The organism is Candidatus Zixiibacteriota bacterium, from assembly GCA_018820315.1.
GTDB lineage: Bacteria > Zixibacteria > MSB-5A5 > JAABVY01 > JAHJOQ01 > JAHJOQ01.
Map to the genome: position 1 here is coordinate 1 of JAHJOQ010000086.1, position 15,327 is coordinate 15,327.

Below are 15,327 nucleotides of genomic sequence, written 5' to 3' on the forward strand. Positions count from 1 at the left end.
GTGAAGCAGGTCGTTCATTTTTTGATCCTTCGATGCAGCTGAAGGTGCTGTTTTTCGCTTACTGTGATGGAGTTCGCAGTTGTCGAGCGATCGCGAAGCATATCCGTTATGACATACGATACCGTTATTTTTGCGGCAGTCGCACTCGTGGACTGAGTATCACTCAGGTCTATATCAGGTCATGCTCCCGGAATCCCGTGAGCGTGGCCTGACGGAAGCATCCCTCTATCACATCCACAAGATCATCAACGCCGCTGGTTTGGTGGATGCCGAACGTAGCATAGACCGCAACCATTGTGCCGACCTACATTCATTCGCAAACCACCGCACCAACCAATTTGACATTGCCTCACTCGCAAGCTATATTCCGGTAAATCGTAAAGGAGGAATGATACATGGCATCAGTCAACAAGGCGATCCTGATCGGCAATCTCGGAAGAGACCCGGAGATCAAATACACGCCGAGCGGACAGGCGGTGACGAATTTCTCGATTGCGACGACTGAACGCTACAAGGACAAGAGTGGCGAGATGCAGGAAAGAACAACCTGGCACAATATCGTCGCATGGGGCAGGCAGGCTGAAATCTCCAAAGAGTATCTCTCCAAGGGGAGCCCGGTCTATATCGAAGGGCGCATCGACAACCGCAGCTACGAGGACAAAGAAGGCAACAAGCGATACATCTCCGAAGTCGTCGTGCAGCGCTTGCAGCTTCTGGGACGCAAGGGCGAGTCGTCTTCGACCAGCTACGATCAATCGCCTCCCCCGCAGCAGAATGATTTTCCTGACGGTGGTTCCGGAGATGACGACGATCTCCCGTTCTAGTCAGATTATCGGATGAAAGGACGAGGTACAAAGGTCTGGATCGGTGGCCTGATTCTGCTTAATTTTATCTGGCTGCTCAAAACACTTTCCGGCTATGTCGGCTGGGTCGATTCAGGGGAGCTAACAGTCGCGTGCTATACGCTCGGCATCGCGCACCCGACGGGTTACCCCATTTACACGCTTCTCGGGCGGGTCAGTACGCTATTCTTTCCCGGCGAGATCATTAAAGCCGTATCATTCGTGTCGCTCCTCGCCGGTCTAGGGGCGGGTGTTCTGTTCATCCTGACAATCCGTTCGATCTTCAAGCACGTCGGCATCCTTGCAGACATCAAGGCCAACCATCTTCTTGCAGCTTCCACCTCCATTGTGGTGTTGCTGTATACACCCCTGGTCTGGAGTCTCTCTGTCACAGTCGAAGTCTACGCGCTGCACCTGCTTTTCGTGACGGCGATATTCTATCTTGTTGTCGAATCGACTGCGATCAGCAAAGCCCGATTGATGCGCACAGCCGCACTCTTAGCATATCTGGTTGGCCTGTCATTCAGCAATCATCTTTCGACCGTGCTCCTCCTTCCGGCGCTGGCATTCTGGGCAGCAGGGACTGATGCAATCAGGCGAAACCTGATTCGACTCATTCCGGTTTGCGCGATTCTGGGACTGCTCGGTCTGACGGCCTATCTCTATCTCCCGATTCGCGCATTCCAGACGCCAATTATCAATTGGGGAGACCCGACCACATTGGAGAATTTCATCCGGCATGCCTCCGGCTGGCAGTACCGGGTATGGATATTCAACAAACCGGGCGCTGAAATTCTGCAGAGCATGGGCGACCTGATCGGTCTGGTCGTGCGACAACTCCCGCTTCTCATGGTGGTTCCTGCGGCAATCGGGCTTGTAGTCCTGACGGTCAAGAGTCGCTTCATTTCTATCTTTCTCGGAATAGTCTTTGTATCCAACATCATCTATGCCGCGGGTTACACAATCCCTGAAATCGACACATATCTGCTGCCGACGATCCTCATATATACCGTTTGGTGTGTCATCGGGATTGCCGCGATATGCGTGTTTGCTCTGGAGAAGCTTGCAGGCCGAAGCGCGCGGGTTATCGCTCCCTATGCAATCGCAGGTCTACTGCTGCTGCTCGGATTCTATCAGATTATCACAAACAGAGAATATGCGGACAGGAGCAGTTACCGTTATGTCGACAACCAGAACCAGCTCCTCTTCGATTGCATGGAGCAGCGCGCTGTTTTCTTGACTGCCAACTGGGATTACTACAGTCCGTTGCTCTACACGAGATTTGCCGACAGCATTCGCACGGATATCACTGCAATTGATATCGGCCTGCTGCAACGAAGCTGGTATTACAAGTACATCTCGCAAATCGATCCGGAGCTTGATCAGAGAATCAGCGATGCCGAGCGTAGATTCATGCCTCTCGTTCGAAATTTTGAGAGAGGTGATCCATACGACCCTGCGAAGATCGAAGCCACATACCAGGAAATCATCGCCACGATCGCGGCGACGCCAAACAGACCGGTGTATATCGATCTCGGCACGAAATTCGAAAAACTGAGCGAATTCGGGATGGCACCGGTTGGCTTGCTGTTCAGAGTCATCCGCAAAGATGATCTATTCGTTCCGAGGCCGCCGGAGAGGATGACGCTGGGCCCTGCCGGCATCGATATTCTTGAGAAAGACTACAGCTTGAAGAAGCAGGTAGACATAATCAATAACATGAACAGGAACTGGTTAACGTTTTGGGAGCAATACAGATCGCCAGAAGAAGAATCTACTCCGTAACCTCAGCGCCACGCCTGTACTCCATCTCGCTTTTGAATCCGTAATCATCCTGAAGATTGATGATCCAGATACCTGCCAGCTCACTCACGACGTTGACATCTGCCAGAAGATTCTCCGCGATTTCATATGTCTTGATGTGATTCTCATCTGCAAACCGGATCAGCAGGAGATCTTTCGCCTCATTCGTCAGATAAGACTCGCCCGAAATGTTCAGCCGCGTATCGGAGAATTTCAGTCTCTTGATAGGGATTTCGTGAGGAACCTTCAGCGCGAGATCTACCTTCCACAGGTTCCGTTCGAGCGCCACCTCGACATTGAGCAGCCCCCCATCTTTGTCGAGATCGATTGAAAGGAATTCGCTTTGGACGTATGAATCAAACTTGCCTTTGGTCTTTAGCACATAGTTCAGAACATTCTCATATTTGTCATAGAAACCCCGTCCCATGGGAATCTTGTTCGTTTTCTGAACGTCGACTGCTATTCGACAACCAGACAATTTCCTATCCTGACTCAGTCCCCAAGTGTGCTCCGTTTTCCCTTTGCCAACTCGGCCTCAGGCGTGTCAGGGAACCTGGTAATAGTCTCATCGTAATATTTCTTCGCCTTGGCCTTGTCGCCTGTTTCCATGTAGCACTTGCCGAGTTTATAAAGCGCAGACGCCATCCTGTCAGAGTCCGGATATTTGCTCACTACCTTCGCAAACTCGTCCCTGGCAGATACAAAATTATTCTGTCTGTAGTAGCATTCGCCAATCCAGAACTGGGCATCGTCAGTCAGGTCTGTGCTGGGGAAACCCGTTATGTACTCGTTGAAACCCAAGATGGCGAGTTGATAATTCCCTGCCGAGATATCGGCAAATGCGCCGTCATAGAGTTTGCGCGCATCGACATAGACAACACCACCGGAAGTCGTATCGGCAGCCGAATCAGCCACTGCCGACGGAGGAGCCCTCATAAGCCCCTGTTGTAGAGCGGTCACAGATTGCTGCAACCGCTCTACTCTATCTATCACATCGTTGAGTTTGGCTCCGAGCTCTTCGATCCTGGCATCACCAGCCTCATCGGTGAACTCTGTGCGAGCTTTGAAGGTGGTCAGAGCGTCGAGAAGCGATCTCCCGAGGCTGTCCACCTCAATCAGTTTGTCTTCGATTGCCCGGTTCTGCTGCTCCAGAACATTCATCTGAAGGGACATTTCATCCAGCTTGCGGGACGAAGTGCACCCTGTCAGCAGAAGAAGACATAACAAACCGATTGCACCGAGCCATCTCACGATTACACCTGTCTACTGGCTGGTTATGGTGAACTTGGCACGGCGATTTTTCTGCCAGGAGACCTCATCGTGGCCTGTTGCCACAGGTCTTTCCTTGCCGTACGAAATGATCTCCATGCGGCCCACTGGAATGCCAAGACTCTTCAGATAATCCATCGCCGTCCTGGCACGTTTCTCACCCAGTGCAAGGTTATACTCGACTGTGCCACGCTCGTCGCAATGGCCTTCAATCATCACCGTTACCTTCGGGTTGTCCTTGAGCAGCTTCGCATTAGCCTCAAGCGCCGTTCTGGCATCGGAACGAAGATTGTACTTGTCAAAATCAAAATATGCCGTCTTGAACTGATCCTCGGTAACCTTCTTGACTTCCGGTGGTGGTGGCGTCGGCGGTTCAACAGGCGGCGGCGTTGTCGTGTCAATCTCCGGTGCCGGTGGCGCAGGCGGTGGCTCGGGCTGTTCCTTGTTGCAGCTGGCTCCAAGTACCACCAGCGACAAAGCCAATAGTGCGAAGATTGTCAAAATCCTTGTCAACATTTTCACTCCTCCTTCAATTTCCCGTATCTGACCTGTTATTCTATTCACTCTTTCAACCCGACAAATTAATCGGTCGAGTGCGTCAGGTCAACAACAATCTAGTTATCGTTTTGTGTTTGGTCCCCAAAAAGGATTGCTTGACTTACTGTCAGAAGAAATCTGACGCCTGGTTAGCCCCATAAAATCCGTGATGAACAAATCATAGTTATCGTTGTGCCGTGCCGAGTAAACAAGATGATAACTGTCCGGTGCCCAGTGCGGATTCTCGTTAGAGCCGCTCCTCGTGATCAACCTGAAATTCTCACCAGTGACATCGACCACGCAAATGTCGAAATTCCCCCTGTCGCTTCTCGTCACGAATGCTATTTTCGACCCATCCGGAGAGAATGCCGGTGAGTCGTTGTATGATCCCCTATACGTCACTCGCGTGACATCCAAGCCTTCGTCGTCCATCAGGTACACCTGCGGGGTACCGGTACGATCCGACGAGAAAGCTATTGTTCGACTATTCGGTCCAAATGACGGCGAAGACTCGATAGCCCGGGAGTTTGTCAGACGCCGCTTGATCTTCCCATTCATATCGAGAAGGTAGAGCTCAGCATTGCCATCCTTCGACAGCGTCAGGCATATTTCATCGTTGGTTGGTGAAATTGCCGCCGCAGAGTTCAGCCCTTTGTACGATGCAACCTTCGAGTGATTCGCGCTGCCGATATTGGCTCTCCACAATTCAGGAAAGCCGCCCTTGAAGGAAGTATATAAGATTGATTTCCCCTGTGCATCCCAGACGGGAGAGAGATTTATCGATCCGTTAGATGTCACTGCGTAACTACTATGCCCGTCATAATCGCACACATAGACTTCTTTGTTGCCAGACTTCGCCGACACGTAGGCGATCTTCGTGTTAAAAAGAGGCTTCATTCCTGCCACCTGCCTAACAACATCATCCGACACTGAATGCGCCAGAGCTCTCAGATTATCCCGACTGGACCTAAATCCGTCAGATCTCATCTCACTCATGTGGACAAGATCCCAGATTGTGTAGTTGATTTCGACCTCGGAACCCTCAATAGTGCACCTGCCGGACACGAGATACTCCGCGCCCATGTTCTTCCACGCCAGCTTTGTCATTTCGGTCAGTTCAAGAACACTGAGTATGAAAGAGTCTATCGGAATTTCTTTGAAAAGCATGTGAAAAGAAAGATCATCGCGGATGATCTGTGAGATTTGCTGCGCCAGCCGTATGTCGTCCGGTGAGGAGACCATGCTCGTGATCCTAAAATCCTCGACCGAAATCGGGTATTGTCTGATTTCCCCTTCCTGTATAATTCTCGCAGATATATCTGCGGAAGGTTGTGCAATGACCACATTCATCGCTGCAACCAGCATCACAATCGATAGCAAAATCGTATTCTTGATCACGGTCTGTATTCAAACTCCAAGTGAAAGCCGAGCACGTCATACTTGTAAGCGATCGGCAATGGCGGAAGTTCCGCTGTTCTCATCACCGCACCCAGCGCGTGGTTATCATATTGGTCGTTGCCGGATGATCTCTCGATTGCAGGACCTTTGATCATGCCGGTTCTGTCTATCTGAAAGTAAATAACACACGAGAGTGTTCGTTGCGAAAGCACCGGATTCTGCCAATTGCGGTCGATGATTTGTGTCACCCGACTGATGTCGTACGGGAAATCGCCGACTCCAAGACCACCTGCGACGCCATCCGATCCGATCGAAGTCGAGATGTCTTTTCCCTCTTCGCCCACAACCGTCTCTTTCTTCTTCCCGCTATCAGCCGTCGGCTTCTTGGCAGTCTCTTTCTTCGGTTCTTTCTTTCGTTCCTTCTTCTTGATTTCCTTCTTCACTATCTCAGCTGGGGTCTCTATCGATGTCAGTTTCACCGGATCCTCTTCTATGACGGCCTGCTCGGCTATCTCAGTCGGAATGTCTGGCACTTTGACAGTCTTCTTCTCCTCAACCACCGGCTGCGGAGGCGCTGCCTTCGGCCCGGCAGCAGGGATATTGTCATAAAGCTGCACATTGGCAAACTCATCCGGATCGAACTGATGTGCGCGTCCCCGCACAGTCGACGCGATGATAATCAGCGCAAAGAAAGCCAGGTGCAGAAGCACCGATATCGCAATATCCTGCGATCTCATTTGGAAGAACCTTCTTCAAACGGCTTGGTCACAAGCCCTACATTCACAATCCCCATCTGCTTCAACCTCGCTACAACGTCAATCACAACTCCATAGTTCACACTTTTGTCTCCACGCAGATAGATAGCGCTAATGTTCTTGCCTTTGATGTGGTCCTTTAGCCTCTTTTCGAGACTATCCGCACGGCAGAAAACGTCATCGATGAAAATCCCACCATTCTTGTTCACCGTGATCACGACGCCTTCTGCGTCGGCAGTGTTATCGACGAATTTCGTTTGAGGCAGCTCGATATCTATGCCTGACTGCAGCAGAGGCGCAGATATCATGAACACGATCAGTAGCACAAGCACGACGTCCACGAGATTCGTGACATTGATCTCGGCCATCATGCGATAGCTACGGCGTCGATTCGGCATTAGAATTCATTCTCCTTCTGGATCGCCGAAAGGAGTTCGAGCGAGAAGTTGCTGAGATCGTCGGCAATGAACTTCAGCTTGTTGTTGCACCAGTTATACGCGATAACCGCCGGAATAGCTGCACCAAGACCGACAATCGTGGCGATCAACGCCTCAGCAATACCGGGAGCAACGACCGCCAGTGATGCCGAGCCTCGCACTCCTATATTCATAAACGCGCTCATCACACCCCAGCAGGTGCCAAGGAGTCCAAAAAAAGGCGCCGAATTGGCAGTAGATGCAAGAAAAACGACATGTTTTTCGAGCTTCGCAAGTTGTTCGCTGGCAGACCGTTCGAGCGTTTTCGATATAGCATCGAGATCATGCGAATTCAGCTCTATCAGCCCTGCCTGCAGATTCCCCTGCCCCTTGCGCTTGGCGACTATCTCCTGGAGGTCATGGAAGCCGTCGTCGAGCATGTTGAACAGCGGGCTCGCCTTGCACGGCGCACATTTCGCAGGTGCGTCAATAAGCCTTTTCCGGTTGCGAAATAGCTTTATGAAATTGTCGTTGAGACGGTCTACCGCCCTGTACTGCCTGAACTTAGCGATAACGATCGCCCAGGAGACAAGAGACATGAAGAGGAGTATCAGCAGTATCAGAACGGCGAAGAAGCTGGAATGTCCCAGGAGATCCCAGAAACTTCCCACGCCAACTTGTGCAGGGGCAGTCACATCCGGCATATGTAAGAGTCCTTTCTTTGCTACCTCTATGCTTCTACTGAATGACGAAGCATTTGTTTCAGAATCCGAAACGCACCGATGATAGTCCTGTAAAAGTCCACCTGCAAGCAAAATCACCAAAGCTCCGTTTTTTTGTTGACTGAACGGCACATCATTCGTTAAAAGTGTCATGATAAATCCAAATGAGGAGGGATGAATGAGGAAAACTATTCTGGTTCTATGTTGTGCGCTTTTTCTATTTGCTCTGCTGTTTATAGGATGCGGCAAACAAGAGGAAGAACCGGCTGAGTTGGAAACACCGACCGAGAAGATGGAAGTGCCTGCCGAGAAGCCGGTAGCTGTCGACACGATGATGCAGCATGAGGAGATGATGCCTGACTCTGCTGCGATGATGGACAGCGTGAAGGCAGTTGGCGGAGAAGTCGGCGAGAAGACCGGCGTTAAAGTAGACACCAAGTCGGGCGGCTGATCAAAGATTGTAACCCGACGCTTAGCACTACCTGCTGGTATTAGAAAAAGCGGCCCAGGCCGCTTTTTCGCGTTTCAGAGTCTGCTCCCCGCAGAGCGCGGCTTCACTCGGCGCAGGTCGCCTCCCCCCTCTCATGGTTTAAGTTGACAGCGGAATACTCCTCGAGTAACTTTCCGCCATGGTTCGAGATAACAGTGATATTGAGCAGGAACTTAGGGAGCTTACTGACAGGATCAATTACCATAACCATCTCTACTACGTCTTAGATCGCCCCGAGATTTCTGACGCTGAATATGACCGTCTCTTCGACCGACTCGATGAACTGGAGAGGCAGAATCCGGAACTTCGCCGTCCCGACTCCCCGACCCAGAGAGTGGGCGCACCGCCTTCAGAGAAATTCGATCAGATCAAGCATTCGGTTCCGATGCTGAGCCTGAACAAGGCAACCTCTGAGGCTGAATTTCTTGATTTCGTCAGACGTGTGCAGGTAGATCTCAAAGGAGATCGTGAGACAATCGAATATGTCACTGAACCGAAACTGGACGGTTTGGCGGTCGAGATTGTCTATGAGAATGGCCTCCTTACGACAGCGTCCACGCGCGGAGATGGGGTTACCGGCGAAGTCATCACCGAAAATGTGAGAACCATCAGAAGCGTCCCTCTGCGGCTCATGATTGATACACCTCCGAGACTTCTTGAAGTGCGCGGTGAGGTAGTGATCACGAAAGCGGACTTCGTAAAGCTCAATCTGACCAGAGAAGAGAATGGCGAGGAGCTGTTTGCGAATCCGCGCAATGCCGCGGCGGGATCTCTCAGGCAGCTCAACCCACAGGTCACGGCATCAAGACCCCTTGTAATGCTTGCATATTCCACCGGTTTGATCGATGGAGCTGACTTCGATAAGCACTCCGATGCCCTCGAATATTTGAAGAGCGTCGGCTTCAAAGTCAGCAATCTAATAAAGGTCTGCGGAGGCGAAGATTGTGTTGTCGCTGAGTACGCTCAGTTCATGGAAGAGAGACCTTCTTTGCCTTTTGATGTTGACGGCATGGTGGTAAAGATCGACTCCCTCCGTCAACAGCGGAAGCTCGGTGAGCTTTCAAGATCGCCCCGATGGGCGGTGGCATGGAAATTCCCTCCCGAGCAAGCAAACACGATTCTCGAGAACATCGAAGTTCAGGTGGGACGTACCGGCATCCTGACACCGGTTGCGCATCTCAAACCTGTGCGGGTAGGCGGCGTCGAGGTGAAGCGGGCGACTTTGCATAATGAGGATGAGCTCAAACGCAAGGGCGTGCTGATCGGCGATACTGTCGTAGTCCAGAGAGCGGGCGATGTGATTCCCGAAGTAGTCAGTCCCGTGATCGACAAGCGCACTGGCAAAGAGATCGAATTCAAGATGCCGACAACCTGCCCCGCATGCGGATCGAAGGTCGCAAAAGACCCGGATGGCGTCTACATAAGGTGCAACAACATCCACTGTCCGGCTCAGGTGGCGGAGCGCATCTTTCACTTCACTTCGAAATCCGGCGTTGACATCGACGGCCTTGGAATGAAGCTCGTCGAGCAGATGACCCAGACGAACCTGATCAGCGACGCAGCTGATTTATACTTCGTGACCAAAGATCAGCTCCTCGGCATGGACCGGATGGGGGAGAAACTGGCTGACAACATTCTGGCGGCAATTGACCACAGCAGGACTCCCGATCTGCCGCATCTAATCAACGCTCTGGGCATATGCAACGTCGGCGAACATCTCGCAGGCGTGCTGGCAAGACAATTTTCGACAATTGACAATCTTGCTGCTGCAGATATCGATGGCCTGTCAGCAATTGCTGAGATCGGGCCGATTGTCGCTGAGTCAATCAAATCTTACTTCTCCGACAAGGCTACGACCGAATTCTTGCAGCGGCTGCGAAAAGGCGGTATGGTCTTCCCTGTCGAGCAAACCGCGGCCGGTCCGAAGCCGCTCGAAGGGCAGACGATTGTGATCACCGGCACACTCGAGGACTATTCCCGCTCTCAGGCGAAGAAGCTTCTCGAGAATCTCGGAGCACGAATCGCATCATCCGTTTCGAATAAGACAGATGCCGTCGTGGTGGGAGCAAACCCGGGATCAAAGTACGACAAAGCGCTTGCACTCGGGATCAAGATCCTGGATGAAAAGGAACTAAAGAGACTCTTGGAGGCGAAATAACATGGAAGACCGCTTGCTAAAAATCCAGACTATCGCCGTTCCGGTAATATCGATAATGGTGATGTCGGTGTTCTTATACTACGCCAAACCGATCCTTGTGCCTATTGTGCTCGGAATAACATTCGCATTCATCCTGAATCCGGCGGTTAAGCTGTTGAAGAGGCTCAAAGTTCCACACGTCGTGGCTGTCGTGGTAGTCGTGTTTGTCGCTCTTGCGATTTTCCTATCCGTCGGTGGGCTGATAGGATCGCAGGCCAGCGAATTAGTCATTAAGCTGCCGCAGTACTGGACCGCATTCCAGGCCGAACTGGCGAAACAACTCGACAAATTCCCGTCTCTGATGCAGTATCTACCGGGTGACTCGTCCACGGAGCCTGGGACGGACATCCTCGAAAACATCAAATGGAATGATATCGCTTCGCTTTCGAAGTTTCTTTTTGCCGGTATCGGATCTGCATTTTCGATGCTGGGCAAGACCGTGCTGGTGCTGCTGATGACACTCTTTGTGCTCATCGAGCAGGTCGGATTCAAGCGCAGGCTTGCACACCTGTTCGGCACCGAGCACTCCGGGGCATCCGCAGAGATAGTGAATCAAATATCAGATAATGTCTCCGGTTTCCTCGCGGTTAAGTTCACCACGACATTCGCGCTTGCCGTTGTCGTCACCATCGGGCTGGTCATCATGGGCGTACCGTATGCCTATGTATGGGGGCCTGTTGCCGGACTGCTGAATCTGGTGCCCTACGTTGGGGCCGTAATCGGAGCAATTCCACCGATGATAGTCGCATCAATCGAGTACAAGTCAATGTGGTGGTTCCTATATGTCGGGATATTCTTCTTCGTGCTTCAATTCCTTGAAGGAAACATCATAACGCCGAAACTTGTTGGCAACAGGATCAATCTGAACCTGACTTCAGTGTTGATCGCGACACTCTATTGGGGATGGCTCTGGGGAGGAGTCGGTGTTATCCTCGCCCTGCCGATTACAGCAACATTCAAAGTCATCAGCGAGCATGTCGAAGCGCTGCGACCAATAGGACACCTGCTCGATGGAAGTTTCAAGGCATAATCCGCGACGATCTCTGCAGTTCAGGAGTTAAGCCGTCGCATTTTCTGCGCTTAGTCGAATCAGCATCAAAGGAGATCTAACATCACTTCGAGGTACGATGTTGTCCATCTTCTCAGAAGACGTCAGGCAGCGATTCCGACCAATAAGAATCGATGTTTTGGTTGTTTTTACCTTGACTTTAGGAGCCATTTTTTGTAGCATTAGAGCGAAACTAACTAGTACTCAGCTACTCACAGATTTTTTTCCGTAAACTTAAATTCGGACAGGAGGTGTGAATGAGTGATTTACTATGATAGGCCCATACACTTTTGTATTCTCCGCAGAGAATTAGTGGCTTATCAACCTTCAATCTAAAGCAACGGATATGACACTTTTAAACAAACTTATGGAAAGGTAAATGCAGTGAAAAGAAGTTTTGTAATTGTGTTGACTTTGCTCCTGCTGGCTTTTCTCGCAGGTAGTGCCCTCGCGGAGAGGACCAATCTCATGGATCGTTCCACGACCGCGGGAAAACTGACCAAAGCTATGAGCGGCCAGGAAGAAATGCCTTCTGGTGGCATCGACTTAGGCCCTTCGAATTACAGTCCGAACGGCTCGAGAGGAGTTGTTGGTATCACCTGGTATGAATACCAGCACAACGGCTCCATGGGTCGTCAAATTGTATGGCACGCCACAGGCGGCCTTCACGTTTCATGGATGTACAGACTCGCATCTGGCTGCAGGGATATCCATTTCTGCACGAGCCAGAACAATGGTGCAACCTGGGGACCGATTGCAGGCGGAAAACCGGTTTCTACCGTTTCCCCAACATGCTACAATGGTGGGTACACCACGATTGACGTCACCACTGATGGAAAAGCTCTCGTAGCATTTCATGAGGGAACTGTTGATTACAACTCCAAGGTTGGTGAAGACGCAAGCCCGCCTCTGGGACTATTCACCTGGGCTGCGGCTCCCAATGGGCCGAACTGCCAGGGTATAGTCTCCGGCACAGTAGAAGATGGCATCGAGTACATCTGGCCAATAGTGGAATACGATTTGGTTGGAGGAACTGATCCAATTGCCCATGTCGTTTCCAACGAGAATGCGGGACTGGAGACAAGTTCGATCATATATTACCGTTACCATTTGGGCAATCGTGAGTTCAATAGTTGTGTTCCGAACACGGACGATACTCTCGGAAACTACATTGACGAGTCGGATGTGACTTCAGCGGTCATACGTTCCGATCCGGGTTCTGACAAAGTGGCCATAGTTTACCATAAGTATTTCTATCCGCCGGGTCATCCGAATAACGATTGCGAAGCCGTCTTATCTTCGCAGTGGACAAGCGACATCCTTTACCAGGAGTCAACAAACGGCGGACTGTCATTCATCGACGGAACTGCCGCTCTCGTAAATGTCACTGACTACACAAACGGTCAGACCATTCCAGCGACGCAGATTCCTTACAAGGCTTACGCTGATCTTTCAGCTCTGTATGGTACGGACGGATTCCTCCACATTGTGTGGAACACTCCGGTTTATGACATAACAGACCCTGCGAATCCGTGTAGCCCGCATTACGCAACAAAGCTCTGGCACTGGAGCAGTCAATATGCTCCGGCAACGAATATCGCGCTGGTCTTTGACGGCACTGAGCCGAGATACTGGCTCGCCCCTTCCGGCAATGATGCATTTGGAGCGTTCAATATCTCGACCGCAAAGATGAACATTTCGGAGTGCGATGGCAGATTCTACGTGTCATTCACTCGTTTCGGCGCTCATAAGTCGGACGACTCCACCGCCACCGACTATTCAGACGACACTTATGCCAATGGTGATATCTTCCTGACGGCATCAAGCGACGGTGGTATCACGTGGGGCCCGGATGCGGCAGCAACTGGCGTCGAAGGTGATGGCACTCCCTGGAATGTCAACACCGCCACCGACCTTACCAACACTATCACGGATGGCTGTGCGGCCGGCGACTGCCTGAGCGAGCACTGGAGCAGTATGGCCAAGTACTCCACTGGCAACGTGCACATCTTCTACGTTGAAGACCACGATGCCGGAGCCGCTATCAGGAACGACCCGCAAGAAGGTGAATTGACCTCGAATAACATGGTCTACATCAATCACCCATGCTTCGCTCCGGAAGGTACTTTCGCATACACGGTTGCTCCAACTGGCGCATTTGTGCCTATCGCTCCGAATGGCGGTGTGGACTGCACAATCGGCTACACTTCCACCTTTAATGTCACTATCACCAACGGTGGTAACGTCCCGATCAATTATGTCGCGACTGCAGGCGCGAACGTTACGCCCGCCTCGCAGAGCGGGACAATCACCGCCGGTATCAACAACGAGCTGGTACTCACCTTCACCGCCGGCCCGATCGCGGTTGAAGGCAGCTACGCCTCGACAGTTACGATCGACCTGACCAGTACCGAAGGTAGTGCTCAAGTAATAGTCGACGTTGATATTCTTGTACGCTGCTTGTACTATGTTCCCGAATACGAAATACTCTCGACCTCTTGCTGGTCCGTCGGCGTCTGGAACGTCCCGAGATCAGGTATCGCGCAGAGAGGTAACGAGGGTAACATGCAGTGGTTCAACGACACTGTTGCTCCGATGTACGACAATGGCGTGGTCATCAGCTATGCTGACGATCTGAAGAAAACCTATTTCTCTTGCTTTGATGGTTCCGACAGTACCATGGGCTTCGAGCCACTCGGCGTCGTAACTTCAGTGCCCACCGGTACCTACGAGTTCGCAACAGGAATGTGGTGCACACCGGACACTGCTGTGATCGGTACCATTGAGTATTACGTCCCGATTCATCCCGATACTTGTGTATTGATCGAGCGTTTCTGGATCACCAATGCTGCAGATACGGCTATCAGACTTCACGTTGGTGAAGCGATCGACTGGGACATTCCTGATTCACTAGAACTGAATGCAGCAGGATCCGACAACATTGGCGGATTCAATGCAGCCAGAGAGATGGTCTATCAAACCGGTCCCGACAGACCATGGGCAACAGATCTTATTGATTATTGCGCTGGTGCAAGGTTTGTCGATCCGATTCCCGGAGCCATCTGCCTGGAGAACGATCGTTGGATCTATCCGAACAGCGGCTACTTCCCGGACAGCCTCGGCAATCTGATGAGAACGCTCACAGGTTACACAGTGCAGTACCCCGACTCGGTCGAGGATAGGAACTGCGTCTATGCGGTTGCACAGGACCTCGTGCTTGAGCCTGGCGAATGCATCTCCTACTGTAAGGTCAAGGCATCGAGCCTCATCGGTGTTGGACGGACGGACGGAACCGACAATGGTTCGCTGTTCAACCTCATTGACAAGGGCAAGCAGTGGGCGATCGACCACAATCTCGACGGTCCAGGTTGTCCTGGCCAGATTTCCTGCACCATCGGCGATGCTGATGGCAGCGGCGGAGTCGATATTGATGACGTTGTATACTTGATCGCATACATCTTCACCGGCGGTCCTCCACCAGTAGAGGCAGTCTGCTGCGGTGACGCCGATGGAAGCGGCGGAGTCGATATTGACGACGTCGTATACTTGATCGCATACATCTTCACCGGTGGACCTCCACCAGTTGCTACTGCGTGCGATTGAGCTTATATGCCTGATTAGCACACGTTGCGATTCAAGATCGAAACGACAGGAGCGGCCAAACGGCCGCTCCTGCTATTTTTTGCGGACCCATCCGCATTCTGACGCTTAGATCTACATCGCCGATGTCCTCAGCAGCGAGAGTAGACCTCAAAATTTGACTTGACTTTAGTCCAGTTAGCACTTAAAATACCTATGTACTCGAATATTAAACATCCATCTATACCCGGACCGCCACTTGCACAGGAGG

The 15,327-nt window shown here is 51.5% G+C and carries 14 protein-coding genes; 7 read left to right on the forward strand and 7 right to left on the reverse strand.

The genetic code is table 11. The features are described from left to right. The 3 genes from KKH67_07930 to KKH67_07940 form a co-directional block, all read left to right on the forward strand. A partial coding sequence (locus KKH67_07930; GenBank protein ID MBU1319110.1) for a transposase occupies nt 1-212 on the forward strand: 212 nt, incomplete at its 5' end. Between the two features lie 183 nt (nt 213-395). Beyond that, nucleotides 396-824 carry a single-stranded DNA-binding protein gene (locus tag KKH67_07935; protein ID MBU1319111.1) on the forward strand — a complete coding sequence of 143 codons (429 nt, stop codon included), beginning with the start codon at nt 396-398 and terminating at the stop codon, nt 822-824. 12 nt (nt 825-836) lie between these two features. Beyond that, nucleotides 837-2,627: a DUF2723 domain-containing protein gene (locus tag KKH67_07940; protein MBU1319112.1), complete on the forward strand. Its 1,791-nt coding sequence runs from the start codon at nt 837-839 to the stop codon at nt 2,625-2,627. On the opposite strand, the gene KKH67_07945 is transcribed toward KKH67_07940, so the two are convergent. The 7 genes from KKH67_07945 to KKH67_07975 form a co-directional block, all read right to left on the reverse strand. Beyond that, the gene (locus KKH67_07945; GenBank protein ID MBU1319113.1) at nt 2,617-3,123 is read right to left on the reverse strand and encodes a hypothetical protein; all 507 of its coding nucleotides are present in this window, start codon (nt 3,121-3,123) and stop codon (nt 2,617-2,619) included. The genes KKH67_07940 and KKH67_07945 overlap by 11 nt on opposite strands. A 14-nt stretch (nt 3,124-3,137) precedes the next feature. Next, a complete protein-coding gene (gene ybgF, locus KKH67_07950; GenBank protein MBU1319114.1) occupies nt 3,138-3,896 on the reverse strand; it encodes a tol-pal system protein YbgF in 759 nt (252 codons plus the stop codon). 12 nt (nt 3,897-3,908) lie between these two features. Further along, a complete protein-coding gene (gene pal, locus KKH67_07955) occupies nt 3,909-4,430 on the reverse strand; it encodes a peptidoglycan-associated lipoprotein Pal (GenBank protein ID MBU1319115.1) in 522 nt (173 codons plus the stop codon). 102 nt (nt 4,431-4,532) lie between these two features. Then, entirely contained in the window at nt 4,533-5,849 is a 1,317-nt protein-coding gene (tolB, locus tag KKH67_07960) for a Tol-Pal system beta propeller repeat protein TolB (protein MBU1319116.1), read from the reverse strand. Further along, the gene (locus KKH67_07965; protein MBU1319117.1) at nt 5,846-6,586 is read right to left on the reverse strand and encodes a TonB C-terminal domain-containing protein; all 741 of its coding nucleotides are present in this window, start codon (nt 6,584-6,586) and stop codon (nt 5,846-5,848) included. The genes tolB and KKH67_07965 overlap by 4 nt, the downstream gene beginning before the upstream one ends. Further along, nucleotides 6,583-7,002 carry a biopolymer transporter ExbD gene (locus KKH67_07970; GenBank protein MBU1319118.1) on the reverse strand — a complete coding sequence of 140 codons (420 nt, stop codon included), beginning with the start codon at nt 7,000-7,002 and terminating at the stop codon, nt 6,583-6,585. Before KKH67_07970 ends, KKH67_07965 begins: the two co-directional genes overlap by 4 nt. Beyond that, nucleotides 7,002-7,724, reverse strand: a complete 723-nt coding sequence (locus KKH67_07975; GenBank protein MBU1319119.1) for a MotA/TolQ/ExbB proton channel family protein — start codon at nt 7,722-7,724, stop codon at nt 7,002-7,004. Before KKH67_07975 ends, KKH67_07970 begins: the two co-directional genes overlap by 1 nt. 196 nt (nt 7,725-7,920) lie before the next feature. Here KKH67_07975 and KKH67_07980 point away from each other — a divergent pair, with 196 nt between their 5' ends. From KKH67_07980 to KKH67_07995, 4 genes are all read left to right on the forward strand, one after another. Next, complete coding sequence (locus KKH67_07980) at nt 7,921-8,193, forward strand: hypothetical protein (protein MBU1319120.1); 273 nt, start codon at nt 7,921-7,923, stop codon at nt 8,191-8,193. 178 nt (nt 8,194-8,371) lie between these two features. Beyond that, nucleotides 8,372-10,390 (forward strand): NAD-dependent DNA ligase LigA, encoded by a 2,019-nt coding sequence (ligA, locus tag KKH67_07985; protein MBU1319121.1) that lies wholly within the window; start codon nt 8,372-8,374, stop codon nt 10,388-10,390. Nucleotide 10,391: 1 nt separating this feature from the next. Continuing rightward, on the forward strand, nt 10,392-11,459 hold the full coding sequence (locus tag KKH67_07990) for an AI-2E family transporter (protein MBU1319122.1): 1,068 nt from the start codon (nt 10,392-10,394) through the stop codon (nt 11,457-11,459). Nucleotides 11,460-11,861: 402 nt separating this feature from the next. Continuing rightward, the gene (locus tag KKH67_07995; protein MBU1319123.1) at nt 11,862-15,080 is read left to right on the forward strand and encodes a hypothetical protein; all 3,219 of its coding nucleotides are present in this window, start codon (nt 11,862-11,864) and stop codon (nt 15,078-15,080) included. Nucleotides 15,081-15,327 lie beyond the last annotated feature (247 nt).